Consider the following 24,449-nt stretch of genomic DNA (forward strand, 5'->3'; position numbering starts at 1 on the left):
TTGTACCTGAAATTATTTGGAGTTGTCATGTTGAAAAAAAGTATCAAGTTGTTGTTATCTGGATTAACTGTCATGGCGTTTGCATCGTCCTTGGCAGTTGCTGAAGATTTACCGAAGACTGTCCGCATCTCTGTAGTGGCTTATAACATTGCAGGCAAGACTACTTTTATGGGGCAGGAAGTATTGCTCGAACAGGGCGGTCTCGGTGATGCACTAGCAAAAAAAGGCATCAAGATCGAGTGGGTGCCTGCAGCAACAGCGCAAACAGGCCCAATCATCAATGAAGGTTTTGCTAACGGCTCAATTGATTTTGCCTCGTATGGCGACCTGCCACCGATTATTTTGAACTCTGCGCAATCCATCAGCCAGTTGGTGGTGCCTTGGGGACGTAGCAGCAATACCTATCTGGTAGTGCCTGCCAATTCCACAGCCAAGACAATTCAAGACCTCAAGGGCAAGCGCATTGCCTTGCATCGTGGGCGCCCATGGGAGATTGCTTTTGCCAATTTGGCGGAATCACAAGGCCTGACACTGAAAGACTTCAAGATTGTTAACGTAAATCCACAAGTGGGCGCTGCATCACTGGCAAGTGGCTCTGTAGACGCATTTGTGAGCCTGACCGACGCTTATAACCTTGAAGATAAAAAAGTCGGCAAGATCATCTGGTCAACCAAGAACTCGCCAGCAGACTGGAAGCTTTTTGGCGGTTTGTGGGGCAGCAATGAGTTCGTGCAGAAATATCCTGAAATTACACAGATTATCGCTAACTCTTATGTGAGGGCGAGTTACTGGATATCGCAGGATAAGAACCGCGAACAATATATCAAAGAGTATGCGAGCCAAGTCCAGCCTGAAAGCGTGATTCGCCGTGATTACGATAACGACAGCGTAAGCTGGAAGGATCGCTGGTCACCATTGTATGACCAAGCGCTAACTGAGCACTATCGCCGTTCTGTGGCCTATGCCCGTGAGTCTGGCCTGATCCAGAATGATATTGATCTTGGCAAGTTGTTGAACCCCAGATTCGTCAATCAGGCAATCAAAGACCTGAAGATCGATAATTACTGGATTAACACCACTTTTCAGGCAAAGAATTAGCCTGAATTAAAACCCGTTCGACCCCTTAGACCTCTATTCTCTGGTGATGGAATAGAGGTTTTTTCATTCTTAGAAGCTGTGTTGCTCAGGCAACAGTCATGCAGTTTCTGGTGTTCTAGCAACAGCAAAACTTCCAAGTTTCTTTACAGTAAAAATCATAAACTATTGATAGTTAATGACATTTAATTTTATTTTAAGATTGGCATAGCGATTGCGTATATAGCTAATGAGTTTAATGATGTATCACTATATTCAGTTGCGCATAGAGTATATGCACTTCAAATTTGGAGATTAAGTAGTATGAGTTCAATTAATACGGTGCTCAATTTCACCGCCCACAAACCACATGTCAATGCTGAGTCGGCTGCAGATGCATCAAGAGCATCGGCCAAGGCTGGTGTATTGCATCAATTGCCTGTGCATAGCGAGGTTGCAAAGCCGCTAGTACCGAAACCGATAGTGCTCAAGATTAGCCAAGTGGCTAAAGAGTACGTGCTGGGTGGCAAGCAGTTGAAAGTGTTGGAAGGCATTGACCTGGAAGTACGCCAGGGCGAATTCGTCTCTATCGTCGGCGCTAGTGGATGCGGTAAGTCAACGTTGCTACGCTTGATCGCTGGTTTAGATGCTGGCTATGATGGCAATATCGTCTACCTCGGCCAAACTGTGCGTGAGACTGACCTCAGCCGCGGCATTGTATTCCAGGAACACCGTTTATTCCCCTGGCTGACGGTTGAAGAAAACATATTGCTGGCTTTTTCGGCTACCGATGTGCCCAAGGCCGAACGCAAGGCCCGCGTAAAAGCGCAGATTGAAGTTGTTGGCCTTAGTGGTTTTGAAAAAGCCTATCCGCACCAGATTTCAGGCGGCATGTCACAACGCGTGGCCATTGCCCGTGCATTGATATTACGTCCCAAACTGCTGTTGCTTGATGAGCCTTTTGCGGCATTAGATGCCTTGACACGCCTCAAGCTACAACAGGAGCTAGTGCGTCTGTGGGAGCAAGAAGACCTGACTACCATCCTCGTGACCCACGATGTAGAAGAGGCGGTCTTTCTTGGCGACAGTGTTGTCGTCATGGAATCCCATCCAGGTCGCATTAAACGCATCGTCCCAGTCAATCTACCAAGGCCACATGTGCGTGCCGATCTTGAGTTTCAGCGCATCAAGGAAGATGTGCTGCAGGACTTTGTTTAGAACGCATGACTGAATTTCATATGAGCTATCAAAAGGAGGTGTCAAGTGTCTAGTGCCTTGAATTCATCGATTGCATTACCGCAGGCCGATTTTGTGCCAGTAAGGGAGGCTCTTGCAAAAAGCCTGTCGAGCGCCAGTGAGCGTTTCGATTCTTTTCGCTTTGCGCAGCTGTTGCGAACTGAAGAAAAGCCGCGCAGCCTCACGCGCAAGGATTACCTAATACTCGGTTTGCTGGTGGTCGCTGCTCACCTTGCTGGGGTTGAAGGCTATTTGCATTCCCTAGCGACTCCCAGCATTATCAAGCCGCAAAAGAATGAGGTTGAAGTCTTGTTGATCAGGCCAGTTGTGGTTCCACCACAGCAAATAGAGCCGCCTAAGCCGATTCCGCCCCAGCCAAAAATTGAGCCCAAGCCACAGCCAGCCCGACCAACGCCAGCATTACGCACAGCACCTGCTGAGCAGAATATTGCACCGGACGATTTGACTGTGCCTGAGAACACCACTGCGCCTAAAACCACAGAGCCTGTTGCTGCTGTGCCGACTCCGCCGCCTACACCTAAAGAAGAACCAGTCACTGAAGCTTCAGGCTATGCGGGATACCTAAATAATCCGCCACCAGAATATCCAGCGTTTGCCCAACGCCAGGGCTGGGAAGGCAAGGTGATTCTGCGCGTGCATGTGCAAGCCAATGGCAAAGCTAGCAGCGTAGAGGTCAAGCAGACCAGCGGTCGCAAGACGCTCGATGATGCGGCTCTGGAAGTGGTTAAAACCTGGACATTTGCGCCAGCCAAACGCGGCACTACACCAGTAGATGGCTGGGCCACAGTGCCTATCGAATTCAAGCTTGCAAAGTAGTACCCAATTAAATACACACCAATATTATTTATATTAAGGAAATCAATATGTTAAACGTATCTTCATCAACATCGCTAGTGGTACAGGGCGTGCTCTGGACCCTGGTTATATTCTCTGTTGTGACCTGGACATTGTTACTGGTTAAAGGCATACAAAATCTGCGTGCCAGCAACCAGAACAAGAAATACAAAGCGGCTTTCTGGAGCGCATCCAGCCTGTTGGCTGCCTCTGAAGTCACCGAATTCAATGGCCCAACTTCAAGAGTCGCCACTGCAGGTTTCAATGCGTTGCGTGATGCTGACAATCATGAATCGCACGATCTGGAACATAGCGGCGACAGGCAAGACCTGCTGGAACGTACATTGCGCCAGCAAATTCAGAAAGAACGCCGTAGCCTGGAAACTGGCCTAGCTATACTTGCCAGTATCGGTAGCACTTCACCATTCGTCGGGCTGTTCGGTACGGTGTGGGGCATCATGCATGCACTGACGGATATCAGCAAGCTAGGCTCAGCGAGCCTTGAAGTTGTTGCTGGGCCTATCGGTGAGGCATTGATTGCTACTGGTTTCGGTATCGCCGTTGCTGTGCCTGCGGTACTGGCTTACAACTTCTTTCTGCGTCGTTTGAAAACCACTACTGGTGACCTGGATGACTTCGCTGCTGACTTGATCAACCTGTCACGCAAAGTGAGTTTCCGTGGCAAAACTGAGAGTATCAGCAGCAAGGCCGCCAATAGCGATGCGCATGGCAGCCATGCCAACAATCCATCATCTGTGGTTAACCTGAAAAAAGAGGCATACGCATAATGGCTTTCTCATCCAATACTGATGGCGATGAAGTTCTGAGCGAGATCAACATCACACCGCTGGTGGATGTGATGTTGGTATTGCTGGTGGCTTTCATCGTCACTGCACCGCTGCTGAATAATGCAGTCCACGTTAACCTGCCGAAAACGGCGGCTACCCATCCACCTGAACCAGCTAAGCCAGTGACTGTGAGTGTGAATGCAGAAGGTAAGGTCTATGTGGATAAAACAGAATATCCACTTACTGGTTTGGAGCTTGAACTGAAGAGTTTGCATGACGCCAACCCTGATTTGACCCTGCACCTGAGTTCAGATGAATCCGTGAATTACGGTACGGTAGCCAAGGTGATGGCGTCAATAGAACGTGCTGGCATTACCAAGCTCGCAGTGCTGACGCAGGCTGATTGAAAGCCATGAAGAGTAAAACCAGTTCAGCAGCATCATTGTTTAAAAAGTAAATAGAGGATCAAGCAGTGCAACATCATAAAAGACACCCCTGGCTGGCAAGGCTATCGCCTATCGTACTTTTGCTAGTCTGGGCTTGGGTGGCGCATATCGAGCTGATATCGCCGCGGCTGCTCTCTTCACCATTGCGTGTTTACCAGACGTTTCTTGAGTTATTAAGCTCAGGGGAATTACAGGATAACCTGCTGAAAACCATGTACCGCCTCACGCTTGGTTTTGGTATAGGTGCTGTTAGCGGCCTGTTATTTGGGATAGTGATGGCCGTATCGCGCAATGCAGAAGATTTCTTTGCGCCTGTGTTCCATGCGATTCGGCAGATCCCCACGATTGCCTTGTTGCCGATTTTTATCCTGATATTTGGCATTGATGAAAGCTTCAAGATTGCAATTGTAGTGATGTTGACATTCTTCTCGGTGGCGCTGGCTTCTTACGAGGCAACCAAAGGCGTATCGCAGAACTATTTCGAGGTAGCACAGATATATCGGCTACCGACGGTAACTGTGTATCGCAAGCTGATTCTGCCGGCCATATTGCTGCCGACCTTCACTGGTTTGCGCATTGCCTTTACTCGCTCCTGGACGATATTGATCGCTTCAGAGTTGTTAGTGGCAGATAGCGGTATAGGCCAGATGATGCAAGCGGGCAGGGATATGTTCAGGCTGGATATTGTATTAGTCGGTGTTGTGGTGACTGGACTGATTGGTTTTGCGATAGACCGTATATTCAAGCTAGGCGAGAAATACCTTATTCCATGGCGTGTCGCGCACAACTAATTATCAGCTTCAGGCAAATTCTTAAATGACAAATTTTTATAGTAACGACCAGATAATCAGAATATCAAAGGGCTGGGTTGTGCCTATTCTTATCCTGCTAGTCTGGGAATACATGGCACACCAGGATCCTTCCCACGCTTATGCATTCGCTTCAATAGAAGACATGATTAAAGCTACCAAGGAAACCTGGGCAACTGGCGAATTGCCGCAAAGCCTGAATGCGAGTATTTCAAGAGCTGTGATTGGTCTGCTGATTGGCGGTAGTATCGGTTTTATCCTAGGTACGCTGATGTCAGTGTCGCGTCTGGTGGATAGCATATTCGGCCCTATCTACCATCTTTTACGCCAAGTGCCCTTGCTGGGCCTGACCCCATTATTAAGCCTTTGGCTGGGTAATGGCGACCCTGCTAAGTTGTTTGTAGTCTGCTTATCTGCGTTCTATCCATTGGTGCTGGCAACTTATGAAAGCCTTAACCAGGTTGAAGCTAAATATCGCGAAGTGGGTAACGTTTACAAGCTGAGCCGCAGTGCCACTTTCTTCCGTATTTTGTTGCCTGCCGCCTTGCCGAATATCTTTACCGGACTTTCGTTTGCGCTGGCTTTTGCTTGGCTGGCGACTATCGGTAGCGAGATACTGTTCAATGCTGGGGCTGGTTTGGGCAATATGATGATGAATGCGCAAGGCCTCGCGCGCATGGATATATTGATTGTGGTGACAATATTGATAGGCCTGCTGGGGTTTGGCATGAATTTCGTGATCAACCGGCTGGGCGATTATCTGTTTCGCTGGCGCAATACGCATAAAGCTTAACAATAAAAAGATAGACGAAAGGGTTCAGCAACATGAGTCAACACCAGGAAAATAAGAACAATCAATTCTGGTATACACGTTCACCTGTACCAACAGCGTTGGGTATCGCCATCCAGTTAGGCTGGCTCGAAGAAGAGTTCAGCAATGACCCAATATCCATCAAGTCATTGAAAGAGTCAGACAAACCTTCGGAGTTGTTCTCACACTTTGATCACCATCTGCCTAACTCATTCCGCCAGGGCGGCAATACGCCTGCAATCTGGGCGCGCGCTCAGGGGCGCGAAACCCGTGTTATTGGCTTAAGCTGGACGGATGAATACCAAGTGATCATTAGCCTATCGCAGTCTGGCGTAAACAGTATTCGCGACTTGCGTGGGCGCAAGGTCGGCATTCCCAAGCATGAGATTGCTACTGATTACAACCGAGCCGCTGCGTTGCGTGCATTCGAAGTATCGCTGCAATATGAAGGCTTGAACCTGCAAGATATTGAGCTGGTTGATTTGCCAGACTCAGCCTATATCTCGGTGAACCAGAGCGATAATGTTGGTGGCTTTGGTCAAGCACGTCACGGCTACGTTAATGAAGTCTATGCGCTGGTGCGTGGCGAAGTTGATGCCATTTACGTCAAGGATGTACGTGGTGCGGAGATCACCCATCTGCTGGGCGCCCAAGTAATTTTTGATTTGGGTTTTCACCCTGACCCTTACATTCGCATCAGTAACTGCGCGCCGCGTACTATTACAGTCAATGTTGATACCATAGAAAAACATCCAGATATCGTCACCCGATTTCTTAAACGAGTAGCAGAAGCGGGCGAGTGGGCCAAACGTCATCCGGCCGAGACTCTCTCTTATATCTCGCGTGAGACTGGTTCATCAGAAGCCTGGGTAAGTAAAGTCTATGGCTCGCATCTGCATCAGCGCTTGTCAGTTAACCTAGATGAACCGTCGATTAAAGGCTTAGAAACAGCCAAGGATTTTCTGTTGAAACACGGCTTTATTAATTACAATTTTTCGGTTAATGACTGGATCGATACCCGGCCGCTAAAAGCAGTACGCTCAAACGTCAGAAAAATCGCTTAATTTTCTTGAATTGAGGTTTGTTTTTTTGAATGCTAATGTCGTTGGCGGATACTGAAATTAGCACTATGCCGCTTTAGGTTGTTAGTAGACTAGCCCAGTTAATGTAAGACTATCTCCGTATTGACCAAGAAAGCTTATCTGCCATAAGCTCTTGATATGACGCGATCAGAACTAATAACCCAACTCTCAATCAAATTTCCAAAGCTGACTCAAGCGGACATTAAAAATTGTGTTGAGTCTATCCTCGACAGCATAGGAGACAGCCTTGCCAATGCTGGCCGCACTGAAATTCGTGGGTTTGGTAGTTTCTCTCGGCACACTAGGGGTGCCAGAATAGGTCGCAACCCAAAGATTGGTGTGCTTGTAGCAGTTTCTAGCAAAGCCTCACCACACTTTAAGTTCTCTAAGGATTTGTTGCAGGCCTGAAGCTAGGATGAATAAGAAGCTTTAACTAAAGCGGACATTGTCGTTCTGAACAAGTGGTGATTTAGGGTGAGATCATATGTTCGAAATAAGGATTCGAACTTTTCTGTTTAATGACATCTTCAGCCGTTTTAGTCGCTAGTTCGGTGGTTGGCTGATTGAATAGCACAAATGGAAAAGGCTTGCATCGCTGCAAGCCTTTATTTATGGTGCGCCCGAAGAGATTCGAACTCCTGACCCCTTGGTTCGTAGCCAAGTACTCTATCCAGCTGAGCTACGGGCGCGTGAGGCGTGCATTATACTTGAACTTAAGTTTAATTCCAGAAAACTTACCAGAATAATCAAACCTAATTAGTTTAACTTACGCTTTAAAACTTGGCGGAGAACGAGGGACTGTACTTCACCAAATTCAATGTAATGCAGTATCAATAACTTAGTAGCTTAAGATTATTGAATTGGTAGCAAAAACTCGATACCACTTTTGCTACCACTAAAAATAGAATTATAACATGCCCCAAAATTCTAACAAAATCGTTTTGAGATAGCCTACAAACGGAGTTTGGAGGTATTGGATTTTATAGGTTGTGATTTTTTTCTGATATTCATGATATTGATTTTTACCTTAGCTATCCCAAAATCCCATGCTTCTGAATCAATCAACATGTCATGAGTAAATTCTTCTTTAACTTCAATTGTGGGTAACTCTTCCCTCAGTACATTTTTCTTTAAATCATCTGTTGCATAGACTAATTCTAATAATTCAAGCGATATAAGGAATTGAATAGCATTACGGTCTATTACAAGAATAATATTTTCACTAGTAATAATTGCATGCTGAACCCGCTTGGTATCAATCTTGCCATCTCGTTTGATTGGGATAAGTGCCATAGTTTTCTCCTGTTTTATTACACAGAAAATTTCTAAAGCTAGGATTGATAAACGAAAAATTTTTGTGCATTGATTTCAATATAGTAGAAAATTTATTGAAGTCAACGAGGTTGATTACAGATTGCTGAAAAGCTCACCTATAGAAATATTTAATGCTTTAGCTAGAATTTCTAATGCATTTAATGAGGGATTTCTTTTACCCCGTTCAATTCCACTAATGTAGGTTCTGTCTAATTCACATAAATCTGCAAAATCTTCTTGAGACAGCCCCTTGGACTTCCTTAATTCTTTAATACGAAGTCCAAACCTGATAGATAAATTGGTATTTTTCACCCCATAATTAAGCAATTATGAATACTAATTAACCACGGACTAATCATCACATTTTAGTTTACATTGTAGACTTATCATCACATAATTCATTATCACAAATTTTATGGGATGGGGTCATGCTTACAACAGTTACTAAACCAGATGGAACGATTGAACTGGATATTCAACCAGCTAAGAAGCCATTTCCTTACGGGTTATTTGTATTTGAATTACTTATAATTGGATTGGCTGGTTTGATATGGGATGCATTGTGGTTGCCAATTTTAGTGGCTGCAGGCTTCATAGGGTGGCACTTATTTAAAGTGAGCATGCGACCACAACAGAAAATAGAAATAAAAGGGGATGTGGTTAGCAATGGTACTGAAAGCTTTAATGGTCAATATGAGATTGATATAGTTAATGCATTAAAAAGACCCGAGTTTCTTCAAAAAGAAATGGGAAGCAGAACTGGAAATACAGGGTTTGCATTAGGTGCAGGTTATAAAGATCAGATGTATGAAGTTTCATACGAAATAAATGTTTTTGCCAATCTTAAAACTCTAAGAAAATTTGCCACCCATTTAGACTTTGAAACCGCTAATGAAATAAAGAGGGTAATTGAATATTCATTAGCAAAAAAATAAGTGCATAATTTTATTGATTTAATTGTTTTATAATTAAATATCTACTATTGTGAATCTGTTTGTAAACAATGGGGATTGTTAACATGACTAGAACAATAATTATTACAGATATAACACAATTTAAGCCAGACAAAGATTTGGTATGTATAGCAGGTTTGGACATAGCCAGCGGAGAATGTATAAGGCCACAACCTTACTACACATTGACCCAATGTAAACAGGATGGCATCCTCCCTGGATTTAAACTTCAAGGAGATTTTTCTCTGTCAGGCAGTGCTTCTGCACCACACCTTGAAGATTACAATCATACAAATACACATCATTTGGGAAATGCAACTACACAAGAATTTAAGCAGATTTTAATTAATAATGCTTCTCCATCCTTGCAAGCTGGATTTGGTGTACCTCTCCAAGCAAATCAAAAATTAATTTATGATTATGATGTTAATAATATTCTAGCTTCCATCATAACAATTCAAATAAATCCAACATCAGTTTATGTACATTTGGACGATAAAGGAAGATTGCGAATTAATTTTACTGACGGTTCAAATAATAGGTTTATAGATATTCCATTTAAAGACATTAGATATATTGATTACTATTTCCGTAAACAAACTCAAATTGCTTTAAGCCTTATAACTTTAAATGCATTTTTACGAGCTCAAGAACAGTTATTTATAAGAGTTGGAATTGGTAGAATTTGGGCAAGTAGCCAAAGCAGGGGCTATTGGTTTCAAGTGAATGGAGTTTATTCTTTCCCTCAATGTTGGCCACAAGTAATAGCATATGACCTCTAAAGTATTCACAATTGGTTTCACGCAAACAACAGCACAACAATTTTTTGGGAATATTTCAAAAAATCATGTCTCAAAAATTATTGATGTAAGATTAAATAATATTTCTCAGTTAGCAGGTTTTGCTAAACGAGATGATTTGAAGTATTTCTTAAAAGAAATTTGCAATGCAGAATATTTACATTTACCTGAATTAGCCCCCACAAAAGATATTTTAGATGCATACAAAAAAAGCAAAGGTTCATGGGAAATTTATGAAGATAAATTTATGAACTTAATGGAAAGAAGAAATATCGAAAATAACTTATCTCCTACAGTTTTTAATAATGCATGTTTGTTATGCAGTGAGAAAACCGCTCATTATTGCCACAGGAGGTTAGTTGTGGAGTATCTAAATAGTAAATGGGGAAACAAATTAGAGGTTAAGCATATTGGTTGATTTGGATATATTTCAAATTCAGGAAAATTTAGTTTTATTAGCTTACCCCAGTAATTTTGGAAGGGAATATAAGTTTAAAGCTGAGACTGAAAAATTCTTAAATGCATTTAAAGATTTTCTTCTCATATCTGTAGATGACTCTAAAGATTTTATTAAGGGTTATTACAAAGATCACATTGTTCAAAAAGTTAATGCATTTGATATTTCTGATAAAGAAGTGATTAAATTGGTTGATCAAGCCACACACCTACTTATTTTCTGGGATGGGACAGAACATACAAAGTTTATTTACCAAGCAATAGCGAGGAATAAACCACTCAAACTTATTCCAATTGAAACTACTAAAGTAGTAAATAGAAATCTAGAAGAGGACTTTGATTTATATATTGGTAGAAAAAGTCCTTGGGGCAATCCCTTTATTATTGATAAAGATGGGAATCGTGAAGAAGTTATTGCTAAATATAGAACACATTTCTACGAAACAATTTTAAAAGATGAAAGTAAAAGAAAAGCATTGCTTTCGCTTAAAGGAAAAAAGCTTGGTTGCCATTGCAAACCCCTTGCCTGTCATGGGGATGTAATTGCTGAATATTTAAATTCAATAGAAGACTAACATTAATTTACTTATCTAAATGCTAGGGAATAAATATGAAATTCGGAAATAGTAGTGCAGGGAAAAAATCCAAATCACCCACATATAAAGTTGTCACAATCACTACTAAAAATGATAAACCACCCCATGAAGAATTAACTCATTATGAACTTGAGCATATTGAATCTGGGACAAGGTTGGGAAAAGAATATGCCACTTTAGAAGCTGCTGAACTTGCATGTGAAGATATCAATGAGAAGGGCAATATTCCAGATTAATTAATCTTAGTTATCTTCAATATAGCATTCGTGGGTATCTCATCAAGTATTGGCGATTGAATGGAAATTGCTGTAATGGATTTATTATCATAAGCCAATAAAATGTGAATTTTGGCTTCAACAGGTTCTTGATGAATTAAATGCTTGTGTAGTTTTGCTTCTTCTGGAAAATCGTCTAATACTTCAATTAAAAATTTCATAATCTTTCCTTAAATTATAGATATATAAAATCTATATTTAAAAGTCAACTATGAAAAATTTAATAATATGAAGATATACATACTGCATTTATATGCCCGTAGGGGGAGATATTAACGATAGTTAATATCAGAGGCTCAGATTCAAAATATGTTCTTCTTAAGACCCATCAAAAATATATAAGCTAGATTAATTCTTCAATTTTAAATTGCTAGATGATTCATACTTCTTTCTTTGTTGCTCAATATTATATTGAACAACAAGATCTTTATGATGTTCACGAAAGTATTGAGCCATAGCTATATCTTTTAGCCCACCAGCAACTTGTTTTTGTTCCATTTCAACTTGGATTTGCATTTCAAGCACATTGGCAGTTTCTTGTTCTAACTCCAGCATCAATTGATTAAGCTCATCAGTTTGTATATTCAAATCTTCATTCTTTTTTCTTGTTTTTCTAATTGCTTTAGCTAATTGTCGTGTTACTTGTTTTCTTATTTTCCATTCAGTCCTCGTTAATCTTTGGACCTTCGGTCCAAGTCTGTCAAAACCACAGTAAATACTAACAGTGTTAAAAAAGTCATCTTGGAATTTTCGCATTGCTATTTTGTATGCTGATACCTGCTCTTTTTTTATAACAGGTCTGTTTTCTGCTTTTGCTTCTTTTTCTAATCTAATATTTTCAGCGAAGCCAGGATGCATTTCAGGGGTTGAAGCAATACGATTTTTATTAACTACATAAAAATGTAGGTGTGGATATTCCTCATCAGTATGTTCTAAAACACACAACAAGTTATCACCCCACTTATTTTTCATAAACTCAATAGATTGATCCTTAAACATTATGTAATTTTGTTTATCGTCACTATCCCAATTGTTTGCTAATCTTGGTTTTGGATAGGAAACTACCCCAGCAAGTAAAATATTTTTATCAGATTTTATTTTTCTACCTAAGCTATCTTTTTCATTTTCTACTTGAGCTAGAATTTCCTTATAGTGATCATCAAGACTAAGATTATTTTGACTATACAAATATGTTGGTGGGGCAGGGCTGTAGCCATCAGCCATGATATGGGAAGTAAAACCATTCGTTCTAATGGCTTCATTTATTACACCGACAGTGCTAGTTTTTCTGGCTTTACTACTCTGAATTATTGCACCTGTTCTTGAATACAATTCCAAATGCATGAATTGACTTTTTTGTTCTTTTTTTGCCATACATAATTTCTCCTGCTCTATATAGTTATCGCAGAAATTTTGGCAAAGTCAACTTACCCCTAGCGGGGTTAGCTGTATGAGATAGTTTTGTTTTTTATTTTCTGGGGGTATGTGTGTAATTGATACCTCTAGGTACAGACTAGGGGTATCTACGATACCCACATTCCAAAACTTCGTTTTTCCATTCAGCCTGCCAAAGAGGTGGCTATGCCCCTCTTATGGAATCTCCCCAAACCTTGGGATTACATCCCAAACCCTGTGCATCAAAAATAAAAAAAACCAGCATAGGGCTGGTTTGTTTTTTTCTGACGATGAATTGTATTAGGGATTGTATTTAATCATTTCCAAAATTTTATTCTGGACTGGATTAACTAGGGTAGCTAAATCCTGAATACTATATTCGTTTGCATAGGTGGTTTCATTCACATTGTCCAACTCATGCCCAAGCATCTGGCATCTTGCTTCTATTTGAACCTTGTTAGTTTTTAAAAAATTATTAAAATATTTGCGAAGGGAATGGAATACCAAGCCTTCCCTCATCACACCTATTTTTCCCATATGTCGTTTAAATTTTTGACTAACAGCATTACCAGAACCTTTACCTAATCTCTCAATATATTTAAAAGCTTTCCCCTTGGCTGGCAGGAAATTCTGAAGTTCATCATATATAGTTTGAGGAATAGGAACAGTGCGAATTCCAGCAACGGTTTTAGAATCAATAATATTAAGATGAGGAACAGGTTCAGCTTTAATTTGTGAAACCTGCAAAGAAGTAATTTCAGATATACGACAACCACTAATCAATCCAAGCAATATGCAATAGTAGAAATCTGGGTCTTTATCTTTATGTTGTTTAATAAGATGTGGCAGAAAAATGGAGTGTATTTCTATATCTTCAAAAATGGCATAACCTGATTTATCCCTATCTTTCTTGCTCATCAACTTCCTGCCTAGGGCAGGGTTGGCCTCAAAGTAATATTTTTGTGTAATAGCAAAACTAAATATGGCACTTAGATTCCCAATTTTATTATCTATGGTTCTGGTGTCATTAATTTTGGCAAGGTGTTCTTGGTAGCGGGTAATATCACTGCCACCAATTTCATGGATATAAGGGTTGCCCAGGAAGCCTGAAAACTCACTAGCTGCTTTTTTGTATGCTTGTGCAGTGGCAGGTTTCAATTGTTTCTTCAAATCAAATAGTTTTTCTACCAGTTCAGATAGTTTTAAACTTATTTTAGGAATTTCCCTATGCACCTGTGTTGATGGGGGTTGGGAGCTTGTGGGTTTTAATAAACCAAGTGTGCCAAGCTTATCTAATGCCCCCATCATATTTTGATAGTCTTCCGGCCCATCAGACTGATAGATGCCATTTTGAATATCAATATTAAAGGTTCTTAATTTCTTGGGATCAAGTGCCATATCAACTGCCGTAAGAATGGACAATGCCCTGATTCTAGCAGTATGTTTGCAATTTGTATGAAGGGATTTTTTGAACTGCCTTCCAGCAATTCTGGTGTGGATATAGTAGCTATTTCCACGAAGGTAAACGGGTATCTTGAGCATTTTTTTGTTACCAAAAATGCTACCAATTTCGATACTACATTTATTGAGAAACCCATTGGGTATGGGCTTCTAAAGTGTTTGGCGGAGAACGAGGGATTCGAACCCTCGATACAGGTTTAAGCCCGTATGCTTCCTTAGCAGGGAAGTGCCTTCGACCACTCGGCCAGCTCTCCGTTTTTAACTTGTACAGCGGGCGTAACAATACTTGATTACGCCTTAAAAATCAATGTAAGTCTGTGCTTATCTTTGCTATCCGGCCTTTTTAGGCTTCTTCTAGCTCGAACGCTTTATGCAACACGCGGACGGCTAACTCCATATATTTCTCGTCAATCACGACTGCAATTTTGATTTCAGAGGTGGAGATCATCTGGATATTGATGCCTTCTTCAGCGAGTGTGCGGAACATCTGACTGGCTACGCCAACATGCGAGCGCATGCCAACGCCAACGATGGAAACTTTGGCGATTTTGTCGTCACCTGAAATCTCGCGTGCGCCAATGTGGCCTTGCACTTTGTCTCTGAGAATATCGAGTGCCTTGTTCAGTTCATTTTTGTGAACGGTAAAGGTGAAGTCTGTGGTGCCGTCAGCGCCTGTATTCTGGATGATGATGTCCACATCAATGTTGGCATCGGCAATTGGGCCCAAGATTTGGTAAGCAATGCCTGGGCGGTCTGGCACGCCTAATACGGTGATTTTGGCTTCGTCGCGGTTGAAGGCGATGCCGGAGATGATGGGTTGTTCCATGTTGTCATTTTCCTCAAATGTAATCAGTGTGCCTTCGCCTTCTTCTTCAAAGCTTGAGAGCACACGCAGTTTGACTTTGTATTTGCCTGCAAACTCTACTGAGCGGATTTGCAGTACCTTTGAGCCTTGGCTGGCGAGTTCCAGCATCTCTTCAAAGGTAATGGATTTCAGACGGCGCGCGTTCGGTTCCACACGAGGGTCGGTGGTGTATACGCCATCCACATCGGTATAAATCTGGCATTCATCAGCTTTCAGTGCCGCTGCCAAGGCAACGCCAGTGGTATCTGAGCCACCACGGCCAAGGGTGGTGATATTACCTTGCTCATCCACACCTTGAAAGCCTGCTACCACAACCACATTGCCAGCATTCAAATCGGCACGGATGCGTTCTTCATCAATATGCAGGATGCGCGCTTTGGTGAACGCGCTATCGGTCACGATGCGAACTTGTGCACCTGTGTAGCTCTTGGCTTTAATGCCCAAATCCATCAGGGCCAATGCAGTCAAGCCAATGGTGACTTGCTCGCCTGTAGAAACCATCACATCCAGTTCACGTGGATCAGGATTCGGCATGATTTCTTTAGCCAGTGCGATCAGGCGATTGGTCTCGCCAGACATGGCTGAAACCACGACGACGATTTGATGGCCTAATGCTTTATAACGCGCCACGCGACGCGCAAGATTGCGGATGCGATCTGGGTTGGCGACTGAAGTGCCGCCGTATTTTTGTACGATAAGTGCCATATGTTTTAGCTATTGTGGTTGGGTAAATATTGGTTTGAAAAGTGCCTTAGCCAAGCTTTTGCTTAACCCAGTCGGTGACGTTGTTTAGTGCTTGAGGTAACTGGCTGGCATCGGTGCCACCTGCCATAGCCATGTCTGGCTTACCTCCGCCTTTGCCCCCTACTTGGTTGGCAACAAAGTTGACCAAATCACCAGCTTTGATCTTGGCGATCAGGTCAGGGGTTACACCTGCAGCCAGGCTGACTTTGCCATCGCTGACAGCAGCCAGCACGATGGCGGCGGATTTCAGTTTGTCTTTCAGCTTGTCCATGGTTTCGCGCAGGGCGTTTGCATCAGCACCTTCAAGCGTGGCAGCCAATACTTTTACGCCGCCTATTTCCACGGCTTGTGCAGCCAGGTCATCACCTTGTGATGAAGCCAGTTTTGATTTTAGGCGAGCCAGTTCTTTTTCGAGAGTTTTGACGTTATCCAATATCTGCGTGAGCTTAGTTGGTAATTCATATGCAGGTGCCTTGATCTCACGGGCCGCTAAATTGAGCAGGGCTTCTTGCGACTGCACCAGTTTCAGTGCGCCTTCACCAGTAGTGGCCTCCAGGCGTCGTACACCAGCGGCAACACCGCTTTCAGCAATGATCTTGAAAAAGCCTATATCACCCGTGCGCCTTACGTGTGTACCGCCACACAGCTCACGGCTGGTACCGATATCCAGTACGCGGACTTCATCGCCATATTTCTCGCCAAACAGCATCATAGCGCCTGTTTTCTGTGCAGATTCAATATCCATCACGCGCGCTTGTGTTGGCGTATTTTCAAGGATTTCGGCATTGACGATAGATTCTATGCGCTGAATTTCAGCATCGGTCACGGGTGCATTGTGCACGAAGTCAAAGCGGGTTTTTTCAGTATCTACCAGAGAGCCTTTTTGCTGCACATGCTCGCCCAGTACTTCGCGCAATGCCTTATGCATGATATGGGTCACAGAGTGGTTACGCATCGTGGCTTTTCGCGCCGTGATATTGACGCGTGCGCTGAGTACGTCACCCACAGCCAGTTTGCCAGTTTTCAGGACGCCATGGTGACCGAATACGCTGGCTTGTATCTTCAAGGTGTCTTCCACAGCAAAGATGCCGTCGCTACTGCGCAACTCACCACTGTCACCAATCTGGCCGCCAGATTCAGCGTAGAAAGGGGTAATGTCCAGTACAACTACGCCCAAGTCACCTTCACTCAGGCTCTCAACTGCTGTGTCTTCTTTATATAGGGCCAGTACCTTGGCGCTGGTTTCATGTTTTTCATAGCCGTGGAAGCTGGTGGCAATGCCATCGTATTCCAGATTTGTGGCCATCTTGAATTTGCCAGCGGCACGTGCCTGATCCTTCTGGCGCCTCATAGCGGCGTCGAAGGCAGCTGAATCGACAGCTACATTGCGTTCACGGCCGATATCCGCAGTTAGGTCGAGTGGAAAGCCGAAGGTGTCATGTAACTTGAATGCTAAATCACCATTGAATAAGGTATTGCCAGCCTTTTCCATAGAGGCAAGTTCTGTTTCAAGGATTTCCATACCGTTCTCGATAGTCTCGAAGAAACGGTCTTCTTCCTGTTTGAGAATATCGGCAATACGTTTTTGCTCGCTGATTAGCTCTGGATAGGCATCGCCCATCTCAGCTACTAAATCTGGCAGTATTTTGTGGAAGAATGCGCTACGAACACCTAACTTGTAGCCATGACGGATAGCGCGGCGGATGATGCGGCGCAGCACATAGCCACGGCCTTCGTTGCCAGGAATGACGCCATCTGCAATCAGGAATGAGCAGGCGCGAATGTGGTCGGCCAGTACTTTAAGTGAGGGGCTATCTAAATCTGTCGTTTTCGTTTCACGTGCAGCGGCTGCAATCAGTGTTTGGAATAAATCGATTTCATAATTAGCATGTACGCCTTGCAGCACGGCAGAGATGCGCTCCAAGCCCATGCCCGTATCAACCGACGGCTTCGGTAGCGGATGCATCACGCCAGCTTCATCGCGATTGAATTGCATGAACACGTTATTCCAGATTTCGATGAAGCGATCGCCATCTTCATCTGCACTACCTGGAGGGCCGCCCCAGATGTGGTCGCCATGGTCATAGAAAATCTCGGTACATGGGCCGCATGGGCCGGTATCGCCCATCATCCAGAAATTGTCTGAAGCGAAGCGCGCGCCTTTGTTATCGCCAATGCGGATGACTTTATTGGCAGGGACACCCATCTCTTTGGTCCAGATGTCATAGGCTTCGTCATCTTCGGCATAGACGGTGACCAGCAGTTTTTCTTTGGGTAGCTTGTAAACTTCAGTCAGTAACTCCCAAGCAAAGCTAATGGCATCGCGCTTGAAGTAATCGCCAAAGCTGAAATTGCCCAGCATCTCAAAGAACGTGTGATGGCGTGCGGTGTAGCCTACGTTTTCCAGGTCATTGTGCTTGCCGCCAGCGCGTACGCATTTCTGGCTGGTAGTGGCACGGGTGTAAGGACGTTTGTCAAAGCCGAGGAATACGTCCTTGAACTGGTTCATGCCAGCATTGGTAAAGAGCAGGGTAGGGTCGCCATGCGGCACCAGCGAACTGGATGCAACAATCTGGTGGCCTTTAGAGGCGAAGAAATCCAGGAAAGTCTGGCGTATGGCTTTACTGCTTGGTTTGTTGTTCATTCACTGTCTTCAATGTGCTATTCTTCAATTTCTTGGTCTTCAATATTTCGGTTACTTGCTTTGTAAATCACGACTTTTTTAATGATGTCGAAGCCAAAACCGCGGCTTTGCAGGAATCTCGCCTGTTTTGCCCATTCCTCGCGACTATTGGGTGGAGCATCATATTTCTTGCGGTAGATGACCAGGGCATTAGCCAAGTCATTAGTTTTGACTTCCGCCATCGCTTTATCGACCAGCTCTTCACCTATGCCGTGTTCGCGTAACTCGTTGGCGATTCTCACGCTGCCGAATTTGCGTTGCCGGGCATGGACGATCTGCTCTGTATAACGTTCTTCGGACAGCCAGCCACGCGCTTTAAAGTCATCCAGTAGCACATTGACTGCTTCATAATGTGCTTCCAGGTCAGGCTCTACATCTTCTTCAGTTACGGGCAAATATGCCCGTAACTTCTGCTTCAACTCTTTGTATGAATATTCCCGCATCGCCAAGTAGCCCATGGCTTTTTCTCGCAGGCTAGGCTTGGTGCGGCGTGATTTCTTAGTCGGCGTCGTCATCCGGGCCAGTGGTCTTTATGATGGCATCCAGGTTGCCCTTTGCATTGGCGCGGATTTTTGCGTCGATTTCGTTAGCGATTTCTGGATGCTCGCGCAGGTATTCACGGGCATTGTCTTTGCCTTGGCCGATTTTTTCGCCCTTGTAGCTATACCAGGCACCAGCTTTCTCAACCAGCTTGAGGTTGGCACCCATTTCAATGATTTCACCTTCGCGAGAGATGCCTTCGCCATACAGAATATCGAATTCAGCCTGTTTGAATGGCGGTGCAACCTTGTTCTTGACGATTTTGACGCGTGTTTCAGAGCCAATCACTTCGTCACCTCTTTTCAAGGCACCCGTGCGGCGAATGTCCAAACGAACAGAAGCGTAGAACTTGAGCGCGTTACCGCCGGTAGTGGTTTCAGGATTACCGAACATCACGCCGATCTTCATACGTATCTGGTTGATGAAAATGACCATGGTATTGGTGCGCTTGATGTTACCTGTCAGCTTGCGCAGCGCCTGGCTCATCAAACGGGCTTGCAGACCCATGTGTGAATCGCCCATTTCACCTTCGATTTCGGCTTTTGGTACCAAGGCGGCAACTGAGTCGATGACGACGATATCTACAGCACCTGATCGCACGAGTGAATCAGCGATTTCCAGTGCTTGCTCGCCAGTGTCTGGTTGTGAAATAAGTAGTTCAGAAACATTAACACCCAGTTTTTGTGCGTATTGTGGGTCTAGCGCATGCTCCGCATCAATAAAGGCTGCAGTACCGCCCAATTTTTGCATTTGAGCGATGACAGATAAAGTCAGCGTGGTTTTACCTGAAGATTCAGGGCCGTAGATTTCAATCACGCGGCCGCGTGGCAAGCCACCGATACCAAGGGCAATATCAAGACCCAGCGAGCCTGTGGAAACCGCTTGAACATCGCCCGCAATATCGGTATCGCCCATGCGCATGATGGAGCCTTTGCCGAATTGCTTTTCAATTTGCGACAGTGCGGCCGCCAGTGCTTTGCTTTTATTGTCGTCCATTATTTGCCTTTGATTAAATACGCCATAAAGCCTGTAATTATTTCATAAATCAGTACTTAACGTAAGCAAGAACTGCACTTAATGCTGCCTGATGGGCGTTAACTTGATTACCAGAATATTGAACTCAATAGGGTACTGCGTCGTCTCAATCTATAACCTTTAAACTTGATACATAGTGTTACGAAAATTATCTTAAAAATGTATCCGTTTGATTGCAGCATGCGTTATTGGATATACGGGGATTTATTGACCGATAGGAGATAATCATGAAAATAATACGTTCGATGTTAGTGGTAGCTGCAGTGGGTGTTGCTGGCATGTCTAGCGCATATGCCCATGATTCATTCAGTATAGGCTTGAACTTTGGCGCGCCGGCTTATTACGCCGCGCCACCAGTTCGCTATTACAGCGCACCGCCAGTGGTCTACGCACCACCACCTGCTGTGTACTATAGCGCACCGCCAGTTTATTACCGCCCAGCGCCTGCTGCCTACTTTAGATATGATGGTGGCCATTATTGGCACCATGATCGTGATGACTGGGGTCGTGGCGAATGGCGTGGTGGGCATGACCGTGGATGGCGTTAATCGATATATAAAACAATAAGAATATTGAGGTGAAACAGAAGGCTCAGCCGTTTGACTGAGCCTTTATTTTTGCTGTAATAAGCTGGTCAAGCCATGCAGAGCAATGTTTGCAGATTGCTCACGGATTTGCTGGCGGTTACCGCTAAAATGTTCAGTTTGGCTAATAGTTGGTAAACCCAAGCCTACCCAGGCAAAGCATACGGTGCCTACAGGTTTATCTGGCGATCCACCTGTGGGGCCTGCAATACCAGTGATGGATGCAGCGATATTCACGCGTCCATTTCTTAGGCAGCCCAATGCCATTTCAATCGCAGTTTGTTCGCTGACTGCGCCATAGGCTTCTAAAGTTGTTATCGATACGCCCAATACCTCAACCTTTGCCTGGTTGCTATACGTCACGTAGCCGCTATCGAACCATGCTGAACTGCCTGCAATCTCTGTAATCAGGCTGCTGCATAGGCCGCCCGTGCATGATTCAGCGAATGCCAGCATACGTTGTTCTGCTTTGAGCAACTTGCCAAGCTGGCTTGCTAGACTTAATAATGCATCGTCAGCCATAGCAGCGCTTTCAAGCTAATGATTGCGTAAATGGCCGCCAGCAAGTCATCAAACATCACACCAAACCCGCCTTTTAGTTTCTGGTCGCACAGGCGAATGGGGAATGGTTTCCAAACATCAAACAATCGAAATAGCAGGAAAGCGACTAGCCACCAAACCCATGAAAATGGGCTGAATTCGAGAACCAACATGAAGGCGACAATTTCATCCCACACAATACTGCCATGGTCTGATACGCCAAGGTTTTTACCAGCGATATGGCAAATGGGGATGCCAACCAGAAACAATAGGGCGATGATGGAGGAATGCAGAAACTCTGGCGCAGACATTAATAGAATAAACAGCGGTGCGCCAACAACAGTACCAAATGTCCCCGGCGCTTTCGGGCTAAGCCCGCTACCAAAGCCAAGCGCTATGAAGTGGGCAGGGTGCTGGAATAGGAATTTCAGGTTAGGCGAAGTGGTCAAAGCCAGTCTCTTTTATGTCGATGATTTGATGCTGCTGGTTATAGACGGTACTAGAAAAATCGCCGTCAGTGGCAGCAATAATATTGCCGATACAACTGATAGGTAAAGTAAGTTCCTGGCTGATTTCAAGAATCTTGGCATGTTGAGATTTGGGTGCAGTAAAACATAGCTCGTAGTCATCACCACCTGCCAACACCAGCTTATGTATTGGCTTTTCATGCAGGTGATGGCTCACATAATTGCAAGTTGGCAACTGCTCAAGATGAATGTGCGCAGCTACTTTTGAGCGCTTTAAAATATGACCAAGGTCTGCCAGTAAGCCATCGGATATATCAATCATGCTATTCGCAATGTCGCGCAGTGCGATGCCCAGATGTACTTTAGGTTCGGGCTGCTCTAATGCCAGACGATAAATGCTCATTTCACTTTCGCTCAAGGCTATTTTGTTTTGCAGCACGGCCAGTGCGAGCGCTGCTGTACCTAATTCCCCTGAGACCCAGATTTCGTCACCAATCTTGGCGTTATCACGCCTGATTGCTTTGCCTGCAGGCACTTCGCCCATAATCTGCACGCTTAAAGTAAGGGGCCCTCGCGTGGTGTCGCCGCCTATTAGGTCAACGCCAAAAGTTTCTGCACAGGCAAAAAATCCTTCAGAGAATTTGGCTAACCATTCTTCATTAATCTCTGGTAATGCAAGCCCCAGGGTTGCCCAGCGTGGCTTTGACCCCATTGCTGCCATGTCAGATAAATTGACAGCCAGTGTTTTCCAGCCCAATTTGTAAGCATCAGTATCAGCAAAAAAGTGTGTGCCAGCAACTAATATATCTGTTGAAATGGCCAGTTCCATTCCCGCTGACGGCTTGATGAGCGCTGCATCGTCGCCTACGCCAAGCAAGGCTTGCGGCGTATTGCGCGTAAAGTAGCGCTGAATTAGGTCGAATTCTGAAGCCATTAGGAAGCGCTGGGCTTAGTGGCACGAATGGCAGATTTTGGCCTAAAGCTTTTAACAATGGCCTCGTTGGTCTCAATGTAAGGCCCGCCAATCAGGTCTATGCAATAAGGCACGGCAGCGAATATGCCATTGACAATGATCTTGCCATCTTCGTCCTTCAGGCCTTCTAGCGTCTCAGCGATGGCTTTAGGTTGGCCTGGCAGGTTGATAATCAGACTTTGTTTGCGAATGACGGCTACTTGTCGTGAAAGAATGGCGGTCGGTACAAAGTACAGGCTAATCTGGCGCATTTGCTCGCCAAAACCTGGCATTTCTTTGTCTGCCACTGCTAATGTAGCTTCAGGCGTGACATCGCGTAAAGCAGGGCCAGTGCCGCCTGTGGTGAGTATCAGGTCACATTTTTCATGATCAACCAGATCAATTAAGTTAGTTTCGATTTCAGGTTGTTCATCGGGGATGATGCGTGCAATATGGTGCCATTCAGTGGTCAGCGTTTTATCCAGCCAAGCTTTTAGCATGGGGATGCCTTTATCTTCGTATTCGCCGCTGAATGCGCGGTCGCTGATAGAGACCAGGCCGATTTTAATGAATTCTTTTGTCATTATGGTTGTCAATAAGTCGTAGGTAAAAATGAATCACTAAAAAGAATTAAAAATTAAACTGCAGAAAATAATTTAATCATACCATTAGCCCGCTGCACTCAAGGTAAGCTTGTGCAGTGGGGAATGATGACAGGAGAGGCATATGACACGCATTACCTTTGCTTTAATCTTGCTGCTCGGCCTTGTTGGTTGTGCAAGCAACAGTAGTAAACCAGTGAGCAGCCAAACAGGCGCAGTAAGTGCAGATAAACCAAATGCTGCAAATGCAATATCTAAACCAGCGACTGGAAACCCCTACGCAGACACATTCGTGAGTCGCGATAGACCCACTGTAGCGCTCAAGCCTGATCCAGACGGCCCCAAAATATACGCTGGTGAATCTAAAGACGATGACTATCAGCGCATGCTGGAGCGTGGTTTCGATATGATCGGCTACTCAAGTTTTGATGGCATAGAGGTATCGCCAGATGCGCTTAAGGAGCAAGCCAAAAATATCAAGGCTGACGCAGTACTAGTTTATACAGAACGTGCAGACCCCAAGCAATTAACTGTCAATATGCAGCAGATACGCGACAAGATTGCAGCCAAAAAAGCAGCTGAAGGTAAACCTGTGGACGCGGATAAAGCGGTAAGCCAGCCTGCGCCAGAGGTAAAACCGCAATACACCTATTTCGCTTCTTATTGGGTAAGGTTGCAACCGCCTATGATAGGCGTGCACGTTACTGGTCCAACCAAAGATGCTGATGTTAAGGGCCTGACGATTGTGGCTGTTGTGGCCGGTTCACCTGCCTCTAAAGCTGGTTTGCAGGCGGATGATATATTGACCCAGATTGGTGATGTCGTGCTCGACAAGCCAGAGGAGCTGACCAAGTCTGCACACCTTTACGCAGGGCAAACCGCAAACGTGAATTATGTGCGCAATGGTACGTCAGCAAAAACAACCATCATGCTGAATAGGCCGTAGCCTTTCAGCGGCTCAAAGGCTAGCGTATGGCCTTTGAGCCATTCCAGGCATCTCATTTTTCTAGTTGTTTGCTGGTTTATTGGCACGTATGTGCTGAGCATGGTTAAATAAAGCCACTCATCATTACAGTAAAGCTAATA

The 24,449-nt window shown here is 44.4% G+C and carries 29 protein-coding genes and 2 tRNA genes; 16 read left to right on the forward strand and 15 right to left on the reverse strand.

All coding sequences use genetic code 11. The features are described 5' to 3' along the window. The first annotated feature begins 27 nt into the window (after positions 1-27). The 9 genes from ZMTM_RS03105 (at position 28) to ZMTM_RS03145 (ending at position 7,509) form a co-directional block, all read left to right on the forward strand. Positions 28-1,098, forward strand: a complete 1,071-nt coding sequence (locus ZMTM_RS03105) for an ABC transporter substrate-binding protein (protein ID WP_221764880.1) — start codon at positions 28-30, stop codon at positions 1,096-1,098. Between the two features lie 300 nt (positions 1,099-1,398). Further along, positions 1,399-2,292 (forward strand): ABC transporter ATP-binding protein, encoded by an 894-nt coding sequence (locus ZMTM_RS03110; protein WP_221764881.1) that lies wholly within the window; start codon positions 1,399-1,401, stop codon positions 2,290-2,292. A 45-nt stretch (positions 2,293-2,337) separates the two neighbouring features. Beyond that, a complete protein-coding gene (locus ZMTM_RS03115; protein ID WP_225907072.1) occupies positions 2,338-3,147 on the forward strand; it encodes an energy transducer TonB in 810 nt (269 codons plus the stop codon). 47 nt (positions 3,148-3,194) lie between these two features. Then, positions 3,195-3,953, forward strand: a complete 759-nt coding sequence (locus tag ZMTM_RS03120) for a MotA/TolQ/ExbB proton channel family protein (RefSeq protein ID WP_221764882.1) — start codon at positions 3,195-3,197, stop codon at positions 3,951-3,953. Next, the gene (locus tag ZMTM_RS03125; RefSeq protein ID WP_221764883.1) at positions 3,953-4,360 is read left to right on the forward strand and encodes an ExbD/TolR family protein; all 408 of its coding nucleotides are present in this window, start codon (positions 3,953-3,955) and stop codon (positions 4,358-4,360) included. The genes ZMTM_RS03120 and ZMTM_RS03125 overlap by 1 nt, the downstream gene beginning before the upstream one ends. Positions 4,361-4,425: 65 nt before the next feature. Next, a complete protein-coding gene (locus ZMTM_RS03130) occupies positions 4,426-5,190 on the forward strand; it encodes an ABC transporter permease (protein WP_225907073.1) in 765 nt (254 codons plus the stop codon). Between the two features lie 25 nt (positions 5,191-5,215). After that, entirely contained in the window at positions 5,216-6,001 is a 786-nt protein-coding gene (locus ZMTM_RS03135) for an ABC transporter permease (RefSeq protein WP_221764884.1), read from the forward strand. Positions 6,002-6,033: 32 nt separating this feature from the next. After that, positions 6,034-7,083, forward strand: coding sequence for an ABC transporter substrate-binding protein (locus ZMTM_RS03140; protein WP_221764885.1), 1,050 nt, complete (start codon positions 6,034-6,036; stop codon positions 7,081-7,083). 156 nt (positions 7,084-7,239) lie between these two features. Beyond that, positions 7,240-7,509: an HU family DNA-binding protein gene (locus tag ZMTM_RS03145; protein ID WP_221764886.1), complete on the forward strand. Its 270-nt coding sequence runs from the start codon at positions 7,240-7,242 to the stop codon at positions 7,507-7,509. A 204-nt stretch (positions 7,510-7,713) separates the two neighbouring features. On the opposite strand, the gene ZMTM_RS03150 is transcribed toward ZMTM_RS03145, so the two are convergent. The 3 genes from ZMTM_RS03150 to ZMTM_RS03160 all read right to left on the reverse strand — a co-directional run bounded on the left by ZMTM_RS03150 (position 7,714) and on the right by ZMTM_RS03160 (position 8,727). Continuing rightward, a tRNA-Arg gene (locus tag ZMTM_RS03150) sits at positions 7,714-7,790 on the reverse strand. Between the two features lie 262 nt (positions 7,791-8,052). Continuing rightward, positions 8,053-8,394 (reverse strand): hypothetical protein, encoded by a 342-nt coding sequence (locus ZMTM_RS03155; protein ID WP_221764887.1) that lies wholly within the window; start codon positions 8,392-8,394, stop codon positions 8,053-8,055. Between the two features lie 114 nt (positions 8,395-8,508). Beyond that, positions 8,509-8,727: a helix-turn-helix domain-containing protein gene (locus tag ZMTM_RS03160; protein WP_221765550.1), complete on the reverse strand. Its 219-nt coding sequence runs from the start codon at positions 8,725-8,727 to the stop codon at positions 8,509-8,511. Positions 8,728-8,843: 116 nt separating this feature from the next. On the opposite strand from ZMTM_RS03160, the gene ZMTM_RS03165 reads away from it, so the two are divergent. The 5 genes from ZMTM_RS03165 (at position 8,844) to ZMTM_RS03185 (ending at position 11,456) form a co-directional block, all read left to right on the forward strand. Then, positions 8,844-9,350, forward strand: a complete 507-nt coding sequence (locus ZMTM_RS03165; protein ID WP_221764888.1) for a hypothetical protein — start codon at positions 8,844-8,846, stop codon at positions 9,348-9,350. An 83-nt stretch (positions 9,351-9,433) separates the two neighbouring features. Further along, the gene (locus ZMTM_RS03170) at positions 9,434-10,150 is read left to right on the forward strand and encodes a hypothetical protein (protein ID WP_221764889.1); all 717 of its coding nucleotides are present in this window, start codon (positions 9,434-9,436) and stop codon (positions 10,148-10,150) included. Further along, on the forward strand, positions 10,140-10,586 hold the full coding sequence (locus tag ZMTM_RS03175) for a DUF488 domain-containing protein (protein ID WP_221764890.1): 447 nt from the start codon (positions 10,140-10,142) through the stop codon (positions 10,584-10,586). The genes ZMTM_RS03170 and ZMTM_RS03175 overlap by 11 nt, the downstream gene beginning before the upstream one ends. Then, positions 10,579-11,199, forward strand: coding sequence for a DUF4326 domain-containing protein (locus ZMTM_RS03180; RefSeq protein ID WP_221764891.1), 621 nt, complete (start codon positions 10,579-10,581; stop codon positions 11,197-11,199). The genes ZMTM_RS03175 and ZMTM_RS03180 overlap by 8 nt, the downstream gene beginning before the upstream one ends. Positions 11,200-11,234: 35 nt before the next feature. Further along, positions 11,235-11,456, forward strand: a complete 222-nt coding sequence (locus ZMTM_RS03185) for a hypothetical protein (RefSeq protein ID WP_221764892.1) — start codon at positions 11,235-11,237, stop codon at positions 11,454-11,456. On the opposite strand, the gene ZMTM_RS03190 is transcribed toward ZMTM_RS03185, so the two are convergent. The 8 genes from ZMTM_RS03190 to recA all read right to left on the reverse strand — a co-directional run bounded on the left by ZMTM_RS03190 (position 11,453) and on the right by recA (position 20,179). Continuing rightward, complete coding sequence (locus ZMTM_RS03190) at positions 11,453-11,656, reverse strand: hypothetical protein (protein WP_221764893.1); 204 nt, start codon at positions 11,654-11,656, stop codon at positions 11,453-11,455. The two genes, ZMTM_RS03185 and ZMTM_RS03190, sit on opposite strands and share 4 nt — an antisense overlap. A gap of 187 nt (positions 11,657-11,843) precedes the next feature. Then, positions 11,844-12,869, reverse strand: coding sequence for a plasmid recombination protein (locus tag ZMTM_RS03195; protein WP_221764894.1), 1,026 nt, complete (start codon positions 12,867-12,869; stop codon positions 11,844-11,846). Between the two features lie 321 nt (positions 12,870-13,190). Next, positions 13,191-14,288 carry a tyrosine-type recombinase/integrase gene (locus ZMTM_RS03200; protein ID WP_221764895.1) on the reverse strand — a complete coding sequence of 366 codons (1,098 nt, stop codon included), beginning with the start codon at positions 14,286-14,288 and terminating at the stop codon, positions 13,191-13,193. Between the two features lie 223 nt (positions 14,289-14,511). Then, positions 14,512-14,605, reverse strand: a tRNA-Ser gene (locus ZMTM_RS03205). A gap of 89 nt (positions 14,606-14,694) precedes the next feature. After that, the gene (locus ZMTM_RS03210; protein ID WP_221764896.1) at positions 14,695-15,921 is read right to left on the reverse strand and encodes an aspartate kinase; all 1,227 of its coding nucleotides are present in this window, start codon (positions 15,919-15,921) and stop codon (positions 14,695-14,697) included. A 46-nt stretch (positions 15,922-15,967) separates the two neighbouring features. Beyond that, the gene (gene alaS, locus ZMTM_RS03215) at positions 15,968-18,604 is read right to left on the reverse strand and encodes an alanine--tRNA ligase (RefSeq protein WP_221764897.1); all 2,637 of its coding nucleotides are present in this window, start codon (positions 18,602-18,604) and stop codon (positions 15,968-15,970) included. 17 nt (positions 18,605-18,621) lie between these two features. Further along, positions 18,622-19,158 (reverse strand): regulatory protein RecX, encoded by a 537-nt coding sequence (locus ZMTM_RS03220; RefSeq protein ID WP_221764898.1) that lies wholly within the window; start codon positions 19,156-19,158, stop codon positions 18,622-18,624. Continuing rightward, on the reverse strand, positions 19,142-20,179 hold the full coding sequence (gene recA / locus ZMTM_RS03225; protein ID WP_221764899.1) for a recombinase RecA: 1,038 nt from the start codon (positions 20,177-20,179) through the stop codon (positions 19,142-19,144). The genes ZMTM_RS03220 and recA overlap by 17 nt, the downstream gene beginning before the upstream one ends. A gap of 266 nt (positions 20,180-20,445) precedes the next feature. Between recA and ZMTM_RS03230 the strand changes: the two genes are divergently transcribed. Further along, on the forward strand, positions 20,446-20,766 hold the full coding sequence (locus ZMTM_RS03230) for a hypothetical protein (RefSeq protein ID WP_221764900.1): 321 nt from the start codon (positions 20,446-20,448) through the stop codon (positions 20,764-20,766). Positions 20,767-20,829: 63 nt separating this feature from the next. Here the strand turns inward: ZMTM_RS03230 and ZMTM_RS03235 are convergent, their stop codons facing one another. Genes ZMTM_RS03235 through mog form a run of 4 tightly spaced genes read right to left on the reverse strand, consistent with a single transcriptional unit; the run spans position 20,830 to position 23,345 of the window. Continuing rightward, positions 20,830-21,324: a CinA family protein gene (locus ZMTM_RS03235; RefSeq protein WP_221764901.1), complete on the reverse strand. Its 495-nt coding sequence runs from the start codon at positions 21,322-21,324 to the stop codon at positions 20,830-20,832. After that, on the reverse strand, positions 21,303-21,791 hold the full coding sequence (locus ZMTM_RS03240) for a phosphatidylglycerophosphatase A family protein (protein WP_221764902.1): 489 nt from the start codon (positions 21,789-21,791) through the stop codon (positions 21,303-21,305). Before ZMTM_RS03240 ends, ZMTM_RS03235 begins: the two co-directional genes overlap by 22 nt. After that, on the reverse strand, positions 21,775-22,743 hold the full coding sequence (thiL, locus tag ZMTM_RS03245) for a thiamine-phosphate kinase (RefSeq protein WP_221764903.1): 969 nt from the start codon (positions 22,741-22,743) through the stop codon (positions 21,775-21,777). The genes ZMTM_RS03240 and thiL overlap by 17 nt, the downstream gene beginning before the upstream one ends. Beyond that, positions 22,743-23,345 (reverse strand): molybdopterin adenylyltransferase, encoded by a 603-nt coding sequence (gene mog / locus ZMTM_RS03250; protein WP_221764904.1) that lies wholly within the window; start codon positions 23,343-23,345, stop codon positions 22,743-22,745. Before mog ends, thiL begins: the two co-directional genes overlap by 1 nt. A gap of 142 nt (positions 23,346-23,487) precedes the next feature. On the opposite strand from mog, the gene ZMTM_RS03255 reads away from it, so the two are divergent. Further along, complete coding sequence (locus ZMTM_RS03255; RefSeq protein WP_221764905.1) at positions 23,488-24,309, forward strand: PDZ domain-containing protein; 822 nt, start codon at positions 23,488-23,490, stop codon at positions 24,307-24,309. The last annotated feature ends 140 nt before the right edge of the window (positions 24,310-24,449 follow it).

Origin of the sequence: Methyloradius palustris, from assembly GCF_019703875.1 — a bacterium.
Lineage (GTDB): Bacteria > Pseudomonadota > Gammaproteobacteria > Burkholderiales > Methylophilaceae > Methyloradius > Methyloradius palustris.